15 protein-coding genes are annotated in these 17,500 nt (G+C 52.9%); 8 read left to right on the forward strand and 7 right to left on the reverse strand.

Annotated elements, in window-relative coordinates; all coding sequences use genetic code 11:
* Window positions 1-57 precede the first annotated feature (57 nt).
* The 4 genes from ytfQ (at window position 58) to yjfF (ending at window position 4,667) form a co-directional block, all read left to right on the forward strand.
* Entirely contained in the window at window positions 58-1,014 is a 957-nt protein-coding gene (gene ytfQ / locus QUF14_RS25540; RefSeq protein WP_000265930.1) for a galactofuranose ABC transporter substrate-binding protein YtfQ, read from the forward strand.
* 132 nt (window positions 1,015-1,146) lie between these two features.
* The gene (gene ytfR / locus QUF14_RS25545) at window positions 1,147-2,649 is read left to right on the forward strand and encodes a galactofuranose ABC transporter, ATP-binding protein YtfR (RefSeq protein ID WP_001095666.1); all 1,503 of its coding nucleotides are present in this window, start codon (window positions 1,147-1,149) and stop codon (window positions 2,647-2,649) included.
* A gap of 13 nt (window positions 2,650-2,662) precedes the next feature.
* Complete coding sequence (gene ytfT, locus QUF14_RS25550; protein ID WP_001316039.1) at window positions 2,663-3,685, forward strand: galactofuranose ABC transporter, ATP-binding protein YtfT; 1,023 nt, start codon at window positions 2,663-2,665, stop codon at window positions 3,683-3,685.
* A complete protein-coding gene (gene yjfF, locus QUF14_RS25555; RefSeq protein WP_000596019.1) occupies window positions 3,672-4,667 on the forward strand; it encodes a galactofuranose ABC transporter, permease protein YjfF in 996 nt (331 codons plus the stop codon). The genes ytfT and yjfF overlap by 14 nt, the downstream gene beginning before the upstream one ends.
* 32 nt (window positions 4,668-4,699) lie before the next feature.
* On the opposite strand, the gene fbp is transcribed toward yjfF, so the two are convergent.
* Window positions 4,700-5,698 carry a class 1 fructose-bisphosphatase gene (gene fbp / locus QUF14_RS25560; RefSeq protein ID WP_000853753.1) on the reverse strand — a complete coding sequence of 333 codons (999 nt, stop codon included), beginning with the start codon at window positions 5,696-5,698 and terminating at the stop codon, window positions 4,700-4,702.
* Between the two features lie 175 nt (window positions 5,699-5,873).
* Here fbp and mpl point away from each other — a divergent pair, with 175 nt between their 5' ends.
* Window positions 5,874-7,247 (forward strand): UDP-N-acetylmuramate:L-alanyl-gamma-D-glutamyl-meso-diaminopimelate ligase, encoded by a 1,374-nt coding sequence (mpl, locus tag QUF14_RS25565; RefSeq protein ID WP_001219783.1) that lies wholly within the window; start codon window positions 5,874-5,876, stop codon window positions 7,245-7,247.
* Between the two features lie 155 nt (window positions 7,248-7,402).
* Here the strand turns inward: mpl and yjgA are convergent, their stop codons facing one another.
* The gene (gene yjgA, locus QUF14_RS25570; protein ID WP_000166270.1) at window positions 7,403-7,954 is read right to left on the reverse strand and encodes a ribosome biogenesis factor YjgA; all 552 of its coding nucleotides are present in this window, start codon (window positions 7,952-7,954) and stop codon (window positions 7,403-7,405) included.
* Window positions 7,955-8,047: 93 nt separating this feature from the next.
* Here yjgA and pmbA point away from each other — a divergent pair, with 93 nt between their 5' ends.
* Window positions 8,048-9,400, forward strand: a complete 1,353-nt coding sequence (gene pmbA, locus QUF14_RS25575; protein ID WP_001162171.1) for a metalloprotease PmbA — start codon at window positions 8,048-8,050, stop codon at window positions 9,398-9,400.
* Window positions 9,401-9,452: 52 nt separating this feature from the next.
* Window positions 9,453-9,839, forward strand: a complete 387-nt coding sequence (gene cybC / locus QUF14_RS25580) for a cytochrome b562 (protein WP_001232246.1) — start codon at window positions 9,453-9,455, stop codon at window positions 9,837-9,839.
* Window positions 9,840-9,883: 44 nt separating this feature from the next.
* Here the strand turns inward: cybC and nrdG are convergent, their stop codons facing one another.
* From nrdG to treR, 5 genes are all read right to left on the reverse strand, one after another.
* Window positions 9,884-10,348 (reverse strand): anaerobic ribonucleoside-triphosphate reductase-activating protein, encoded by a 465-nt coding sequence (gene nrdG, locus QUF14_RS25585; protein WP_001106232.1) that lies wholly within the window; start codon window positions 10,346-10,348, stop codon window positions 9,884-9,886.
* A 157-nt stretch (window positions 10,349-10,505) separates the two neighbouring features.
* Window positions 10,506-12,644, reverse strand: coding sequence for an anaerobic ribonucleoside-triphosphate reductase (gene nrdD, locus QUF14_RS25590; protein ID WP_000187805.1), 2,139 nt, complete (start codon window positions 12,642-12,644; stop codon window positions 10,506-10,508).
* A gap of 393 nt (window positions 12,645-13,037) precedes the next feature.
* Window positions 13,038-14,693 carry an alpha,alpha-phosphotrehalase gene (treC, locus tag QUF14_RS25595; protein ID WP_286333146.1) on the reverse strand — a complete coding sequence of 552 codons (1,656 nt, stop codon included), beginning with the start codon at window positions 14,691-14,693 and terminating at the stop codon, window positions 13,038-13,040.
* Between the two features lie 49 nt (window positions 14,694-14,742).
* Window positions 14,743-16,164, reverse strand: coding sequence for a PTS trehalose transporter subunit IIBC (gene treB, locus QUF14_RS25600; protein ID WP_002431719.1), 1,422 nt, complete (start codon window positions 16,162-16,164; stop codon window positions 14,743-14,745).
* A 118-nt stretch (window positions 16,165-16,282) separates the two neighbouring features.
* Window positions 16,283-17,245 (reverse strand): trehalose operon repressor TreR, encoded by a 963-nt coding sequence (gene treR / locus QUF14_RS25605; protein ID WP_272942091.1) that lies wholly within the window; start codon window positions 17,243-17,245, stop codon window positions 16,283-16,285.
* Window positions 17,246-17,412: 167 nt separating this feature from the next.
* Between treR and mgtL the strand changes: the two genes are divergently transcribed.
* Entirely contained in the window at window positions 17,413-17,466 is a 54-nt protein-coding gene (gene mgtL / locus QUF14_RS25610) for a mgtA regulatory leader peptide MgtL (RefSeq protein WP_001387276.1), read from the forward strand.
* The last annotated feature ends 34 nt before the right edge of the window (window positions 17,467-17,500 follow it).

The raw sequence follows: 17,500 nt of genomic DNA on the forward strand, positions 1-17,500 counted from the left end.
TAGTTTTTTCGCGAACATCTTTTCACCAATAATAATTACCCCGACGAGGACAACCCTATGTGGAAACGCTTACTTGTAGTCTCTGCAGTCTCGGCAGCCATGTCGTCTATGGCGTTGGCCGCTCCATTAACCGTAGGATTTTCGCAGGTCGGATCGGAATCCGGCTGGCGCGCCGCAGAAACCAATGTGGCGAAAAGTGAAGCCGAAAAGCGCGGAATTACGTTGAAAATTGCCGATGGTCAGCAAAAGCAGGAAAACCAGATTAAAGCGGTACGTTCCTTCGTCGCGCAAGGGGTGGATGCGATCTTTATCGCTCCGGTGGTAGCGACCGGTTGGGAGCCGGTATTAAAAGAGGCGAAAGATGCCGAAATCCCGGTCTTCTTGCTTGACCGTTCCATCGATGTGAAAGACAAATCTCTCTATATGACCACCGTCACTGCCGACAACATTCTGGAAGGCAAGTTGATCGGTGACTGGCTGGTAAAAGAAGTGAATGGCAAACCGTGTAACGTGGTGGAGCTGCAGGGCACCGTTGGGGCCAGTGTCGCCATTGACCGTAAGAAAGGCTTTGCCGAAGCCATTAAGAATGCGCCAAATATCAAAATTATCCGCTCGCAGTCAGGTGACTTTACCCGTAGTAAAGGCAAAGAAGTGATGGAGAGCTTTATCAAAGCGGAAAACAACGGCAAAAACATCTGCATGGTTTACGCCCATAACGATGACATGGTGATTGGTGCAATTCAGGCAATTAAAGAAGCGGGCCTGAAACCGGGCAAAGATATCCTGACAGGCTCTATCGACGGCGTGCCGGACATCTACAAAGCGATGATTGATGGCGAAGCGAACGCCAGCGTTGAACTGACGCCGAACATGGCAGGCCCCGCTTTTGATGCGCTGGAGAAATATAAAAAAGACGGCACCCTGCCTGAAAAGCTGACCCTGACCAAGTCCACCCTTTATCTGCCTGATACTGCAAAAGAAGAGTTAGAGAAGAAGAAAAACATGGGGTATTGAGGGGCATCAATGCCTGATGCCGACTTGTGGGCCGCCGGATAAGGCATTCACGCCGCATCCGGCGGTTGTGCGAGATGCCTGATGCGACGCTGTTGTGTCTTATCTGGCGCACGCTTTACTACGGGGGAAACTATGAATACTAACCAACACCAGGAAATCCTCCGCACCGAAGGATTAAGTAAATTTTTCCCCGGCGTCAAAGCGTTAGACAACGTTGATTTCAGCCTGCGCCGTGGTGAAATTATGGCGCTGCTCGGTGAAAACGGGGCGGGAAAATCAACGCTAATCAAAGCATTAACCGGTGTCTACCACGCCGATCGTGGCACCATCTGGCTGGAAGGCCAGACTATCTCACCGAAAAATACCGCCCACGCACAACAACTCGGCATCGGCACCGTCTATCAGGAAGTCAACCTGCTACCCAATATGTCGGTCGCTGATAATCTATTCATAGGTCGCGAACCCAAACGTTTCGGCCTTCTACGCCGTAAAGAGATGGAAAAGCGCGCCACCGAACTGATGGCATCTTACGGTTTCTCCCTCGACGTGCGGGAACCGCTCAACCGCTTTTCAGTCGCGATGCAGCAAATCGTCGCCATTTGCCGGGCCATCGATCTCTCCGCCAAAGTGCTGATCCTCGATGAACCCACCGCCAGCCTCGACACTCAGGAAGTAGAGTTACTGTTTGGCCTGATGCGTCAATTGCGCGATCGCGGCGTCAGCCTGATCTTTGTCACTCACTTTCTCGATCAGGTCTATCAGGTCAGCGATCGGATCACCGTCTTACGCAACGGCAGTTTCGTAGGCTGTCGGGAAACCCGCGAGCTACCGCAGATCGAACTGGTAAAAATGATGCTGGGGCGCGAGCTGGACACCCACGCGCTACAGCGTGCCGGACGAACATTGCTGAGCGACAAACCCGTTGCCGCGTTCAAAAATTACGGCAAAAAAGGAACGATCGCACCGTTTGATCTCGAAGTACGCCCCGGCGAGATCGTTGGCCTGGCAGGCTTGCTGGGATCAGGACGTACCGAAACCGCCGAAGTGATCTTCGGGATCAAACCTGCTGACAGCGGCACGGCGTTGATCAAAGGCAAACAGCAAACCCTGCGATCGCCACATCAGGCTTCGGTACTGGGTATCGGCTTCTGCCCGGAAGACAGGAAAACCGATGGCATCATCGCCGCCGCCTCGGTGCGGGAAAATATCATCCTCGCTCTCCAGGCCCAGCGCGGCTGGTTACGGCCAATTTCGCGCAAAGAACAGCAAGAGATTGCCGAACGCTTTATCCGCCAGCTTGGCATTCGCACACCTTCCAGCGAACAGCCGATTGAGTTTCTCTCCGGTGGCAATCAGCAAAAAGTGCTGCTCTCACGCTGGCTACTGACCCGGCCGCAATTTCTGATCCTCGACGAGCCAACGCGTGGCATTGACGTTGGCGCCCACGCTGAGATCATCCGCCTGATCGAAACGCTATGCGCCGATGGTCTGGCGCTGCTGGTGATCTCCTCCGAACTGGAAGAACTGGTGGGCTATGCCGACCGGGTGATTATCATGCGCGATCGCAAACAGGTTGCGGAGATCCCGTTGGCAGAGCTTTCCGTTCCGGCGATCATGAACGCCATTGCGGCGTAAGGAGAACTGTGTGATGCCTCAATCTCTCCCGGACACTACGCCGCCGAAAAGGCGCTTTCGCTGGCCAACGGGAATGCCGCAGCTGGCGGCGCTATTGCTGGTGCTGCTGGTCGATAGCCTGGTGGCCCCGCATTTCTGGCAGGTCGTGCTTCAGGATGGGCGTTTGTTCGGTAGCCCCATCGACATTCTTAACCGTGCGGCACCCGTTGCGCTGTTGGCTATCGGTATGACGCTGGTTATCGCCACCGGTGGTATCGATCTCTCCGTAGGGGCGGTGATGGCTATCGCCGGAGCCACAACGGCTGCGATGACGGTCGCGGGATTCAGCCTGCCGATTGTTTTGTTAAGCGCCCTGGGCACCGGCATCCTGGCGGGGTTGTGGAACGGCATACTTGTAGCGATCCTCAAAATTCAGCCGTTTGTCGCCACCCTGATCCTGATGGTCGCCGGGCGCGGCGTGGCGCAACTGATCACCTCCGGACAGATCGTCACGTTTAACTCGCCGGATCTCTCATGGTTTGGCAGCGGATCGCTGGTGTTCCTGCCAACACCAGTCATTATTGCGGTACTGACGCTTCTCCTCTTCTGGCTGTTGACCCGCAAAACGGCACTGGGGATGTTTATCGAAGCCGTTGGTATCAACATTCGGGCGGCAAAAAATGCCGGAGTCAACACACGAATCATCGTCATGCTCACTTATGTGTTGAGCGGGCTGTGTGCGGCGATTGCGGGCATTATCGTGGCGGCGGATATTCGCGGTGCCGATGCCAACAACGCCGGATTATGGCTGGAGCTGGACGCCATTCTTGCGGTGGTGATTGGCGGTGGATCGCTGATGGGCGGGCGTTTTAACCTGCTGCTCTCAGTGGTAGGGGCGCTGATTATTCAGGGGATGAACACCGGAATTTTACTTTCTGGCTTTCCGCCAGAGATGAACCAGGTAGTGAAAGCAGTGGTGGTGCTTTGCGTGCTGATTGTTCAGTCGCAACGCTTTATCAGTCTGATTAAAGGAGTGCGTAGCCGTGATAAAACGTAACCTGCCGCTTATGATCACCATCGGCGTCTTTGTGCTGGGTTATCTCTACTGTCTGACGCAGTTTCCCGGTTTTGCTTCCACAAGAGTGATCTGCAATATCCTGACCGATAACGCTTTTCTGGGGATCATCGCCGTTGGCATGACCTTTGTGATCCTCTCCGGTGGGATCGATCTCTCCGTCGGTTCGGTGATCGCCTTTACCGGCGTGTTTCTGGCAAAAGTGATTGGCGATTTCGGCCTCTCGCCGCTGCTGGCGTTTCCACTGGTGCTGGTGATGGGCTGTGCCTTCGGCGCATTTATGGGGCTTCTGATCGACGCCCTGAAGATCCCGGCGTTTATCATTACCCTGGCAGGAATGTTCTTTTTGCGCGGCGTCAGCTATCTCGTTTCGGAAGAATCGATCCCGATAAACCATCCTGTTTATGACACGCTCTCAAGCCTTGCATGGAAAATCCCTGGCGGCGGTCGCTTAAGTGCGATGGGGCTACTGATGCTGGCGGTGGTAGTTATCGGCATATTCCTCGCGCATCGTACCCGTTTTGGTAATCAGGTATATGCCATTGGTGGCAACGCGACGTCGGCGAACCTGATGGGGATTTCCACTCGCAGCACCACTATACGCATTTATATGCTCTCCACCGGGCTGGCAACACTGGCGGGGATAGTCTTCTCGATTTATACCCAGGCTGGATATGCGCTGGCGGGCGTAGGTGTGGAACTGGACGCTATCGCGTCGGTGGTGATTGGCGGTACACTTTTGAGCGGCGGCGTTGGAACGGTATTAGGGACGCTTTTTGGCGTGGCGATTCAGGGGCTAATTCAGACTTACATAAACTTTGATGGCACGCTGAGCTCATGGTGGACGAAAATCGCCATCGGCATTTTGCTGTTCATTTTTATTGCCTTACAGCGTGGATTAACGGTGCTGTGGGAGAATCGCCAGAGTTCGCCAGTGACAAGAATCAATATTGCGCAGGAATAATAACGCCTCTCCGTGTGGAGAGGCGCAGGAGATTACGCGTCCGGGAACTCACGGATAAAGCGTTCGACATCTTCAACCATATGGTCATTGCCGACAAAGAACGAACGGCGCTGGTGCAGGGTTTCCGGGATGATATCCAGAATACGCTCTTTGCCATCGCTCGCTTTACCGCCCGCTTGTTCCGCGAGGAACGCCATCGGGTTGCACTCATACAGTAAACGCAGTTTACCGTCCGGGTGGCTGGCGGTGCTTGGGTAGAGATAAATCCCACCTTTCAGCAGGTTACGGTGGAAATCCGCGACCAGTGAACCGATATAACGTGAGGTATACGGGCGGTTGGTAGACTTATCTTCTTCCTGGCAGAATTTAATGTACTTCTTCACCCCGTTTGGAAACTTAATGTAGTTCCCTTCGTTGATGGAGTAGGTTTTGCCTTTCTCCGGGAAGCGCATCCGTTCCTGGCACAGGCAGAAAACGCCAAGCGAAGGATCGTAAGTAAAGGCGTGAACACCGCATCCGGTGGTGTAAACCAACATGGTAGAGGAGCCGTATACCACGTAACCTGCCGCAACCTGTTTGTTACCAGGCTGGAGGAAGTCTTCTTCCGTTACCGGCGTACCAACAGGCGTAACGCGGCGGTAAATGGAGAAAATGGTACCGACAGAGACGTTAACATCGATGTTGGACGAGCCATCCAGTGGGTCCATCAGCACCACGTATTTTGCGTGTTCACAGCCTTCAAAGACGACAATCTCATCTTCTTCTTCAGAGGCAATGCCCGCAACGATATCGCGTGCTTTCAGTGCGGCTTTCAGTTTTTCATTAGCGAACAAGTCGAGTTTCTGCTGAACCTCGCCCTGCACGTTCTCAGCACCGCTGGCACCCAGGATATCAACCAGTCCTGCTTTGTTGATATCGCGATGGATAATCTTGGCGCCCAGTTTTATTGCCGACAGCAAAGCAGTGAGCTCACCGGTAGCATGAGAAAACTCGTGCTGCTTTTCGACAATAAATTCACCTAACGTTTTCATAAAACTTTCCCTGCAATGTTTATGGAGTAAAGCGACCGCAACAATCTTAACAAATAATCTCAATGTCGCGCTCAGGTGAATCGCGCCAGCAAATTACGGATTATCCTGAAATGCGTTTCTCACTTGCCCGACATATGCGTAAAATGAGCGGCAGATTAAAAAAGGATAGTGACGTATGCGCATTCATATTTTAGGAATTTGTGGCACATTTATGGGCGGTCTGGCGATGCTGGCGCGCCAGTTAGGCCATGAAGTAACGGGTTCGGACGCCAATGTGTATCCGCCGATGAGCACCTTACTTGAGAAGCAAGGCATTGAACTGATTCAGGGTTACGATGCCAGCCAGCTCGACCCGCAGCCGGATCTGGTGATCATTGGCAACGCCATGACCCGTGGAAATCCGTGTGTGGAAGCGGTACTGGAAAAAAACATCCCTTATATGTCTGGCCCGCAGTGGCTGCACGATTTTGTGCTGCGTGACCGCTGGGTGTTGGCCGTTGCCGGTACACACGGCAAAACCACCACGGCGGGAATGGCGACCTGGATTCTGGAACAGTGTGGCTATAAACCGGGTTTTGTGATCGGCGGTGTTCCGGGGAACTTTGACGTTTCGGCACGTTTAGGCGAAAGCGACTTCTTTGTTATCGAAGCGGATGAGTATGACTGCGCCTTCTTCGACAAACGCTCTAAATTTGTCCATTACTGCCCGCGTACGCTGATCCTCAACAACCTTGAGTTCGATCATGCCGATATCTTTGACGACCTGAAAGCGATCCAGAAACAGTTCCACCATCTGGTGCGTATCGTTCCGGGGCAGGGGCGTATTATCTGGCCGGAAAACGACATCAACCTGAAACAAACCATGGCGATGGGCTGCTGGAGCGAGCAGGAGCTGGTGGGCGAGCAGGGGCACTGGCAGGCGAAAAAGCTGACCACTGACGCTTCCGAATGGGAAGTCTTGCTGGATGGCGAAAAAGTGGGCGAAGTGAAATGGTCGCTGGTGGGCGAACATAATATGCACAACGGCCTGATGGCGATTGCGGCGGCCCGTCATGTTGGCGTAGCGCCGGCAGATGCTGCTAACGCGCTGGGTTCGTTTATTAACGCTCGTCGTCGTCTGGAGTTGCGCGGAGAAGCAAATGGCGTGACGGTGTATGACGATTTTGCCCATCACCCGACGGCGATTCTGGCAACGCTGGCTGCGCTGCGCGGCAAAGTTGGCGGTACGGCGCGCATTATTGCCGTGCTGGAACCGCGCTCAAACACCATGAAAATGGGGATCTGCAAAGACGATTTGGCACCTTCATTAGGTCGTGCCGATGAAGTCTTCCTGCTGCAACCGGCGCATATTCCGTGGCAGGTCGCAGAAGTGGCAGAAGCCTGCGTTCAGCCTGCACACTGGAGTGGCGATGTGGATACGCTGGCAGATATGGTGGTGAAAACCGCTCAGCCTGGCGACCATATTCTGGTGATGAGCAACGGCGGTTTTGGTGGAATTCATCAGAAACTGCTGGATGGGCTAGCGAAGAAAGCGGAAGCCGCGCAGTAATTCTGCCTCAGCCTGATATAGTGTGTGTAGGCCGGATAAGGCGTTCACGCCGCATCCGGCATTTGAGCATAGTGCCTGATGCGACGCTTGATGCGTCTTATCAGGCCTACAGGTGCACCGCATTCGGCAAACCATACTCACATCAACAACGAAAATTACCCTTCGTTTTCCGCTAACTCACGCAGATACTGGAAAATCTGGCGCGCGGATTTCGGCGGCTTATTTCCTTCTTTCTCTTTCTTCGCGTTGCGGATCAGAGTACGCAGTTGCTGACGATCGGCATCGGGCCACAGATTTAATACTTCAGCGATGGCGTCATCACCCTGGTCGATCAGACGATCGCGCAGGTTTTCCAGTTTATGGAACAACACCACCTGCTGGTTGTGGCGATTTTTCAGCTTATCCAGCGCCTGACGGATCGGTTCTACGTCGCGCTGGCGCAGCATCTTACCGATGAGCTGCAACTGGCGGCGGCGACCTTCCATCTTAATACGCTGGGCGAGCTCAATAGCCGCGCGCAGATCCGCGTCTAACGGGATCTTATCCAGCGCGTTTTTCCCCAGATCAACAATTTCTGCGCCAAGGCGTTTTAGCTCCTCGGCATCGCGTTTAATTTCACTTTTACTGACCCAGATAATTTCATCGTCTTCGTCTTCGATGTCATCACCGGGAACGTCGTCGAGCCAGTCTTCGGGCTGCTTAGTCATCTCAGGCTCCTTAAAAAAAGAGGCTAATGTTACCAGTTAAGATGCGCACTGAAAAACGGTTCTCTGTTAGACTTCAGAGAAACTCTCTACATTATGGCACTTGCAATGAAAGTAATCTCTCAAGTTGAAGCGCAGCGCAAGATTCTGGAAGAAGCAGTTTCCACTGCGCTGGAGTTGGCCTCAGGCAAATCGGACGGTGCGGAAGTTGCCGTCAGCAAGACCACCGGCATTAGCGTTAGCACGCGATATGGCGAAGTGGAGAATGTCGAATTCAATAGCGATGGCGCGCTGGGGATCACTGTTTATCACCAGAACCGTAAAGGTAGCGCATCGTCTACCGATTTAAGCCCGCAGGCCATTGCCCGCACCGTACAGGCAGCGCTGGATATTGCTCGTTACACTTCGCCAGATCCCTGTGCCGGCGTGGCAGACAAAGAGCTGCTGGCCTTTGACGCGCCGGATCTCGACTTGTTTCACCCTGCGGAAGTTTCCCCGGATGAAGCTATTGAACTGGCGGCTCGCGCAGAACAGGCAGCATTACAGGCGGATAAACGCATCACCAATACCGAAGGCGGCAGTTTTAACAGCCACTACGGCGTAAAAGTTTTTGGCAACAGCCACGGCATGTTGCAGGGTTATTGCTCAACGCGTCATTCACTCTCAAGCTGCGTAATTGCCGAAGAAAATGGCGATATGGAGCGTGATTACGCCTACACCATTGGTCGCGCGATGAGCGATCTGCAAACGCCAGAGTGGGTCGGGGCCGACTGTGCTCGCCGTACTTTATCGCGCCTGTCACCGCGTAAACTTTCCACCATGAAAGCACCGGTAATTTTTGCCAATGAAGTGGCAACCGGGCTTTTTGGCCATCTGGTTGGGGCGATAGCGGGTGGATCGGTCTACCGTAAATCCACCTTCCTGCTGGATTCGCTGGGTAAACAAATTCTACCGGATTGGCTGACCATTGAAGAGCATCCGCATTTGCTGAAAGGGCTGGCCTCCACGCCATTCGATAGCGAAGGTGTGCGCACCGAGCGCCGCGATATTATTAAAGATGGCATTCTGACCCAGTGGCTGCTGACCAGCTATTCCGCACGTAAACTGGGGCTGAAAAGCACCGGACATGCGGGTGGTATTCATAATTGGCGGATTGCCGGGCAAGGGCTAAGCTTCGAACAAATGCTCAAAGAGATGGGCACCGGGCTGGTGGTGACGGAACTGATGGGCCAGGGAGTGAGTGCCATTACCGGTGATTATTCCCGTGGTGCTGCGGGCTTCTGGGTAGAGAATGGCGAAATTCAGTATCCGGTTAGCGAAATCACCATCGCAGGTAATTTAAAAGATATGTGGCGCAATATTGTCACCGTCGGTAACGATATTGAAACACGCAGCAATATACAGTGTGGTTCTGTGCTGTTGCCGGAGATGAAAATCGCCGGGCAGTAAAAAAAGGCGCGACCTGCCGCGCCAAATCTTAATAAGAAAAAGGAAGTGAGCAATGCGTAAAAGCCTGTTAGCTATTCTTGCAGTCTCCTCGTTGGTATTCAGTTCGGCGTCGTTTGCCGCTGATCTTGAAGACAATATGGAAACCCTCAACGACAATTTAAAAGTGGTCGAAAAAGCCGATAACGCGGCGCAAGTCAAAGACGCGTTAACCAAAATGCGCGCAGCGGCGCTGGATGCGCAAAAAGCAACGCCGCCGAAGCTCGAAGGCAAATCGCCAGACAGCCCGGAGATGAAAGACTTCCGCCACGGTTTCGACATTCTGGTCGGTCAGATTGACGACGCGCTGAAGCTGGCTAATGAAGGTAAAGTAAAAGAAGCGCAGGCTGCCGCAGAGCAACTGAAAACGACCCGCAACGCCTATCACCAGAAGTATCGTTAATTCCTTATTTCCCTGTTGCCTGCACTCAGGTAACAGGGAACTTATCATCGCAAATGATGCACCACCTGATTGCTGCTGCCGCGCCAGATCAGGGAAGGGTCTTTTAGATCCTGCATAAATTTGCCGTCGACCAGCACGTTAATCAAATCAACAACCTGCATTTGCGCAGCGTTGAGTTCGTCGAGTTTATAGCCTGTCCACACCCAGATGTCTTTACCCGGACATTCGGCGCGGATGCGTTGTACCAGTTTCAGAATATCCGGCACGTTTTGCGGATGCAGCGGATCGCCGCCGGAGAGGGAAATACCCTGGCGTTTGATGCGGGTGTCGTTCAGATCGTTAATGATCTGGTCTTCCATTGCTTTGGTAAATGGCTGACCGGAATTTACTCGCCAGGTGCTTTTGTTATAGCAACCGGGGCATTCATGAACACACCCGGAGACAAACAGGGTGCAGCGAGTGCCGGGGCCGTTGACGATGTCGACAGGATAGTACTGATGATAATTCATTATTTCGCCTGGCTTATCAGTCCGCGTGTAGGCGGTATCAGGCAATCAACGCCTGATGCGACGCTGTTGCGTCTTATCAGGCCTACAGCCGTTGCCAAATGTAGGCCGGATAAGGCGTTTACGCCGCATCCGGCATTTGCTTAGCGCAGAGTGAAGATTAACCGATCTGCCCATTTCCCAAATGTTTAACGCGGCGCTTAACTTCTTCCTGCTTACCAGCGTTAAACGGACGCGCATCCGGGCTACCTAAATATCCGCACACGCGGCGAGTCACCGACACACGGGAGGCATCATGGTTACCACATTTCGGGCAGGTGAAGCCTTTACTGGTGCACTCAAACTCACCGGTAAAACCACACTCGTAACACTCATCAATCGGCGTATTGGTGCCGTAATACGGTACATGCTGATAGCTGTAATCCCAGACATCTTCCAGCGCCTTCAGGTTGTGCTGAATGTTTGGATATTCGCCGTAGCAAATGAAGCCACCGTTCGCCAGCGGCGGGTAAGGCGCTTCAAAGTCGATCTTGTCGTACGGGTTCACCTTCTTCTCCACATCGAGGTGGAAACTGTTGGTGTAGTAACCTTTATCAGTCACGCCCGGCACCACGCCAAACTCCGCGGTATCGAGACGGCAGAAGCGGTCGCAAAGGTTTTCACTTGGCGTGCTGTAAAGGCTAAAACCGTAACCCGTTTCTTCTTTCCACTGATCCACCGCCTGACGCAGACGTTCAACAATGGCGATACCTTTCGCGCGCAGCTGCTCGTTATCATACACATGCTCGCCGCCAAACAGCGCGTTAATGGTTTCGTGGATGCCGATGTAACCCAGCGAAATAGACGCACGACCGTTTTTGAAGATTTCAGAAACGTCGTCGTCAGCATTCAGACGAACGCCACAAGCACCTTCCATATAGAGGATCGGGGCCACGCGCGCTTTAACGCCTTCGAGACGAGCGATACGGGTCATCAGCGCCTTACGTGCCAGCACCAGACGTTCATCCAGCAGCTTCCAGAAGGTGGCTTCATCGCCTTTCGCTTCCAGCGCAATGCGCGGCAGGTTCAGGCTGATCACGCCGAGGTTGTTACGACCATCGTGGATCTGTTCGCCGTTTTCATTTTCCCACACGCCGAGGAAGCTACGGCAGCCCATCGGGGTTTTAAACGAACCGGTGACTTTCACTACCTGATCGTAGTTCAGGATATCCGGATACATGCGCTTGCTTGCACACTCCAGCGCCAGCTGTTTGATATCGTAGTTCGGATCGCCTTTTTTATGGTTCAGGCCATCGCGAATCGCAAACACCAGTTTCGGGAACACCGCAGTTTTGCGGTTTTTACCGAGGCCCGCGATACGGTTACGCAGGATAGACTCCTGAATCAGGCGAGACTCCCAGCTGGTGCCCAGACCAAAACCAAAGGTCACAAACGGTGTTTGACCGTTGGCGGTGTGCAGGGTGTTTACTTCGTACTCCAGCGACTGGAAGGCATCGTAGCACTCTTTGATGGTACGAGAGTTAGCGTAACCTTCGGCGTCCGGGATGTTCCACTCTTCTGCGGTCTTGCGGTGTTTGTTGTAGCTGGCGGTGACAAACGGTGCCAGCACTTCATCGATACGGTTAATGGTGGTGCCGCCATAAATATGACTGGCGACCTGAGCAATAATCTGCGCTGTTACCGCGGTTGCCGTAGAGATCGACTTCGGTGGTTCAATCTCGGCGTTACCCATCTTAAAGCCCTGGGTCAGCATACCTTTCAGGTCGATCAACATGCAGTTGAACATCGGGAAGAACGGCGAGTAATCGAGATCGTGATAGTGAATATCGCCACGCTCATGCGCCTGCACCACGTCACGCGGCAGCAGGTGCTGACGTGCATAGTGTTTAGCCACAATCCCGGCCAGCAGGTCGCGCTGGGTTGGAATCACCTTGCTGTCTTTGTTGGCGTTTTCGTTGAGCAACGAGGCGTTGGTCTGCTCGACCAGACCACGGATCTCCTGATTCAGGCGACCGCGTTTTTCACGTTCAATGTCGCGATCGTGACGGTACTCGATGTAAGCACGAGCCAGTTGTTTGTATGGACCCGACATAAGCTGGTTTTCAACGGCGGTCTGGATCTCGTTGATATCCACCTGGCTGCGGCCCTGCATCTGCTCGCTGACAACCGCGGCAACAGTGGCGCAATAATCTGCATCATCGACTTCCGCTGCTTTAGCTGCACGCAGAATCGCTTCTTTGATGCGCTCTGATTTAAACGGCACTTTGCAGCCGTCTCGTTTCATCACATGCGGTGTCATGATCGCTCCATATTTTTAAGAACAGGTTATCCACAGAAATTGGGAAAGGTGTTTTCCGGTTTTTTCGTTTCGTTTTCCGGCGCTTTCCGCAATCGCCATCCGCTTATCCACAACGCCGCACCTTTTTCGTGGGGAGTTGTAGTAGCAATTATAGTCGATTAATACAACATATTGGGTCGGGACGCATTTTAAAGTCTATATATAGTGCTTTGCATCAAGGATGTTTGAACTTTTTTTGATGTAGCTCAAAGTAAAAAGCAGAGCGTACGGATGACGGGCGCTACAGCGTTATGTAAATTTTTTAATGAATTTTTTGATTATAAAATCAACAAAAACAACATACTGAAAGGCAAAACCCCGGAATGACCAGTATTACCGGGGCTTAGCGGATACTTACTTCTGTAACCACCAGACGGCCTCAAAAGGCCGTAAAGTCATGGCACAGGGTTGTGCTGAGGCTTCTTCGTAGTTATGCATCACAAGCTGCCAGTTTCCGCGCATTTGCCCTGGCTGCCAGGGTTGGATCTCACGGCTAAGGTTGGCAATGACCAGCAAGGTTTGCCCCTTCCATTCACGGCGATAGCACCACAATACAGGGCTGTCTGGCAGCAGATCCTGGTAATTGCCCCATGTCAGGACGGCTTCTTGCTTACGCAGTGCGATTAACTTTTGGTAGGTGTAAAACACTGAGAACTCATCGGCCAGCGCGGCTTCTACGTTGATTTCTTGATAGTTATCGCCCAGGCCAATCCACGGTTCACCCGTTGTAAACCCGGCATTATCGCCGTTGCTCCATTGCATTGGCGTGCGACTATTGTCACGGGATTTACTGGCGAGGATTGCCAATAACTCGTCGGCGTCACGCCCATCGTTGCGCAGTTCGGCAAACATATTGAGGCTCTCCACGTCGCGATAGTCAGTAATGCGCGTGAAATGTGGGTTAGTCATGCCAATCTCTTCGCCCTGATAGATATATGGCGTTCCCTGCATGCCATGCAGCACCATCGCCAGCATTTTTGCCGCAGGTTCGCGGTAGTCCCCTTCATCACCAAAACGAGAAACAATGCGCGGCTGATCGTGGTTACACCAGAACAAGGCATTCCATGCCACGTTGTGCATTCCTTGTTGCCAGTGGCGGAACAATGCTTTCAACGCCACAAAGTCAGGTTTAGCCAGCGTCCATTTTTCACCACCGGGATAATCGACCTTCAGGTGATGAAAATTAAAGGTCATCGACAATTCACTGCCTGTTAGTGCCGCGTATCGCTGGCAATGCTCAAGGCTGGTGGAGGACATTTCACCCACGGTCATTAAACCGCGAGGCGTAAACACATCGCGGTTCATCTCATGCAAAAACTCGTGTGCTCGTGGCCCGTCGGTGTAGAAGCGACGCCCATCGCCATCCAGGTCATTAGGAAAACGCAGATCTTTAGAGATCAAATTCACTACATCCAGGCGTAACCCGTCGACCCCGCGATCGGCCCAGAACTCACAGACTTTTTTCAGCTCGGCGCGTACCGCCGAATTCTCCCAGTTGAGATCCGCCTGTTCTGGTGCAAAGAGATGCAAATAGTACTGTTCGCTTTCCGCATGCCAGCGCCACGCACTACCGCCAAATTTTGAACGCCAGTTATTCGGTGGCGTTTCTGGTTCACCATCGCGCCAGATATAAAACTGGCGGTAAGGGCTTTCTTTGCTCAGCGCCTCACGAAACCAGGCATGTTGGGTAGAAGTATGATTAAACACCATATCGAGAATGATACGAATGCCGCGCGATTTCGCCTGCGTCACCATTTCGTCAAAATCGTCCAGCGTACCGTAAGTGGGATCTATCGCCGTATAGTTCGCTACGTCGTATCCGTTATCGACCTGGGGAGAGACATAAAAGGGGGTTAGCCAGATGGCATCAACGCCCAGTTTATGCAGATAGTCCAGGCGTTGGATAACGCCACGTAAATCGCCGGTGCCGCTGCCCGTGGTGTCCTGAAAACTCTTGGGATAAATCTGGTAGATAACGCCGTTTTGCCACCAGTGGGGAAGATTCGTCATTACGTTATTCCTGCAAATGCGAGGGGGCGCAATTGCGCCCCGAAGAAAATTAAACAATGTCCAGCGTACCCAGGCGGTATTTCCGCTGGTAGATAAATGAGGTGAGTACAATCGGGATGATGATGGCGATAGCCATTGCCAGCGCAAACACTTGCCAATAGCTCGGTTGAATAGAGAGAATTCCCGGCAGGCCGCCTACGCCGATGCCATTCGCCATAACGCCGTTCAGACCACATAGCAATCCAGCCAGACCAGAACCAATCATCGCGCACAGCATCGGGAAGCGATATTTCAGGTTGATGCCGTACATTGCAGGCTCAGTGACCCCAAGCCAGGCGGAGATAGCGGCAGGTACGGAGATCTCGCGTTCATTGCTCTTGCGGCTGGAAATGATAATGCCTATCACGGCGGAGCCCTGAGCGATATTCGACAGCGCAATAAGCGGCCATACTGGCGTGCCACCCATGCTTTGAATCATCTGCAAATCTATAGCAAGCGTGGTCTGGTGTACGCCGGTGATCACCAGCGGTGCATAAAGGAAGCCAAACAATGCCGCACCAATGGGGGCAAAGCTGCCGGTCATCAGGTGACGCACCGCAAAGGCAACGCCATCGCCAATCATGCGACCAAACGGACCAATCAGCGCATGGGCGAGGAACACCGCGAGGATCAGCGAACAGACCGGCACCACCACCAGATAGAGGTAATCCGGCACGATACGCTTAAGGCGAGTTTCTATCACGCCCAGCGCCAGCCCGGCTAACAGTGCCGGAATAACCTGTGCCTGATAGCCCACTTTGGCGATGCTGAACATGCCAAAGTTCCATACTTCCGGTAGCTGCTGCCCGAGCAGATAAGCGTTCATCAACTGTGGGGAAACCAGCGTCACGCCAAGCACGATACCGAGGATCGGCGTGCCGCCCATTTTTTTCACCGCTGACCAGCAAATTCCGACCGGCAGGTAGAAGAAGATCGCTTCACCGATCAACCATAGAAAATCGTAGATCGTTTGCAGGGAAGGGTACATTTGCGCCAGCGTTTGACCGTTGCTCATGGGCAAATCGCCGATCACATTGCGAAAACCGAGGATCAAACCACCACTAATCAACGCGGGCAGCAGCGGGAAGAAGATCTCCGCGAAATGAGAGATCAACTGCTCATGCCATTTCATATTCTGCCGGGCGGCTTTTTTCACCTGCTCTTTATCAACCTGCGCCTGTCCGGTCGTCGCTATCAGCGCTTGATAGTAATCACCCACGTTGGTGCCAATTACCACCTGAAATTGCCCGGCATTGGTGAAACAGCCTTTCACCATGGGGAGTTGCTCAATCTCTTTCGGTCTGGCATTGGCCGGTTGGTTGAGGACAAAGCGCAGGCGAGTAATACAGTGGCTCACCGTCGCAATATTGCCGCGCCCGCCGACCAGTTCAATCAACCGATCGATATCCGTTTGGTTTATTTTGCTCATCATAAAGCCCCATGGCAGATGACATTTTTGGTTGGCTGCAGAATATATTGCGCGGAAAAATTTAAAAACGGGAACGTTCCCTAAACGCAGCGAAGATCACAATTTATCGTTCAGGAAACGATCAGGATAGGGTGGCAGGGATGATGATTTGTTGCGGTTCGCTGCGCCCGGTTACCTGCGCAATTAACTGGCTGGCCGCCTGGCGTCCGGCTTCGGCGTAACCTGGGTCAACGGTGACGATCTCCGGATGGAGGAATTTCATTAACGGTGTATTACCGACGCTCGCCAGTTGCAAGGTGTCGATGCGTTGCTCTTGCAAGTATTTACTTGCGCCAAGTGCCAGCGTGTCGGTTGCGCACAGTAACGCGGTGGTTTCAGGGGTAATCACTTTTGCGACATTCTCATAGCCTTGCTTCATCGCAAGGCCTGGCAGGGCGGCGACGGGATGAAGTTTATGCGCTTTGCAGTACGCCAGGTAGGCTTCGTGACGTCGCTTACCGGTCGTCACGTCACTGTGCGGTACGCCGAGATAACTGATATTACGATGCCCCTGGTCATACAGCCGTTGCATCAGGATTTTGATTGCCCCTTCGTCGTCATAACAGACCGAAGCAAAGCCTTTTGCGTCACGCGCCAGCAGAACCAGCGATGACTGCCAGTGGGCTAACATGTCTTCGGTTATGCCGGTAAAACCGAACAGCACTACGCCGTCGATATTACGCCGTTTCAGCACCCCCAAATGTTCGGCAACTAATTGCGGAGAAAACTGACTTTCCATCATGATCGGGTCGTAACCTTGTTCATAGAACGCTGGCAGCATGGTTTGGACGGCGAGATTTTCTGACAACGAATCCAGACGGGTCACGATGATGGCGACGACTTTGTCGCTTTGCCCACGCATAGCGCGTGCGGAGCGGGAAGGGGAAAATCCATGCTGATTCATCACTGCTTCCACGCGCTCGCGCGTGCGCTGACTCACGCCGCTTTCGTTATTCAGCACTCGGGAAACCGTAGATTTCCCCACGCCGCTTAAGCGAGCGATGTCTTTGATGGTCAGCCGATTTTGCATCCTGTTGTCCCGTATTTGCGTTTCATTATTTGAGCCTAACTTTACCCGTGCATTCAGCAATGGGTAAAGTCTGGTTTATCGTTGGTTTAGTTGCCAGTAGGTATTATATCGCCATAAATGCCACGAATATTATTGGATTCTCCTTATTATTTGCGGCGCTTTTTTCACTTACCGGAGGTTATATGGAACCTGATCCCACGCCTCTCCCTCGACGGAGATTAAAACTTTTCCGGTAAGCCCGTCTTTTCACGGCGTTACCGGATGCGTAAG

It is taken from the genome of Escherichia sp. HH091_1A (assembly GCF_030295175.1).
Classification (GTDB): Bacteria; Pseudomonadota; Gammaproteobacteria; order Enterobacterales; family Enterobacteriaceae; genus Escherichia; species Escherichia coli_F.

What these genes read in the sequence shown, in the direction of transcription:
- ytfT (WP_001316039.1), top strand. Translation starts at nt 2,663, where the DNA reads ATGCCTCAATCTCTCCCGGACACTACGCCGCCGAAAAGGCGCTTTCGC.
- ytfR (WP_001095666.1), top strand. Translation starts at nt 1,147, where the DNA reads ATGAATACTAACCAACACCAGGAAATCCTCCGCACCGAAGGATTAAGT.
- yjgA (WP_000166270.1), bottom strand. Translation starts at nt 7,954, where the DNA reads ATGACTAAGCAGCCCGAAGACTGGCTCGACGACGTTCCCGGTGATGAC.
- nrdG (WP_001106232.1), bottom strand. Translation starts at nt 10,348, where the DNA reads ATGAATTATCATCAGTACTATCCTGTCGACATCGTCAACGGCCCCGGC.
- nrdD (WP_000187805.1), bottom strand. Translation starts at nt 12,644, where the DNA reads ATGACACCGCATGTGATGAAACGAGACGGCTGCAAAGTGCCGTTTAAA.
- ytfQ (WP_000265930.1), top strand. Translation starts at nt 58, where the DNA reads ATGTGGAAACGCTTACTTGTAGTCTCTGCAGTCTCGGCAGCCATGTCG.
- treC (WP_286333146.1), bottom strand. Translation starts at nt 14,693, where the DNA reads ATGACGAATCTTCCCCACTGGTGGCAAAACGGCGTTATCTACCAGATT.
- pmbA (WP_001162171.1), top strand. Translation starts at nt 8,048, where the DNA reads ATGGCACTTGCAATGAAAGTAATCTCTCAAGTTGAAGCGCAGCGCAAG.
- fbp (WP_000853753.1), bottom strand. Translation starts at nt 5,698, where the DNA reads ATGAAAACGTTAGGTGAATTTATTGTCGAAAAGCAGCACGAGTTTTCT.
- mpl (WP_001219783.1), top strand. Translation starts at nt 5,874, where the DNA reads ATGCGCATTCATATTTTAGGAATTTGTGGCACATTTATGGGCGGTCTG.
- cybC (WP_001232246.1), top strand. Translation starts at nt 9,453, where the DNA reads ATGCGTAAAAGCCTGTTAGCTATTCTTGCAGTCTCCTCGTTGGTATTC.
- treB (WP_002431719.1), bottom strand. Translation starts at nt 16,164, where the DNA reads ATGATGAGCAAAATAAACCAAACGGATATCGATCGGTTGATTGAACTG.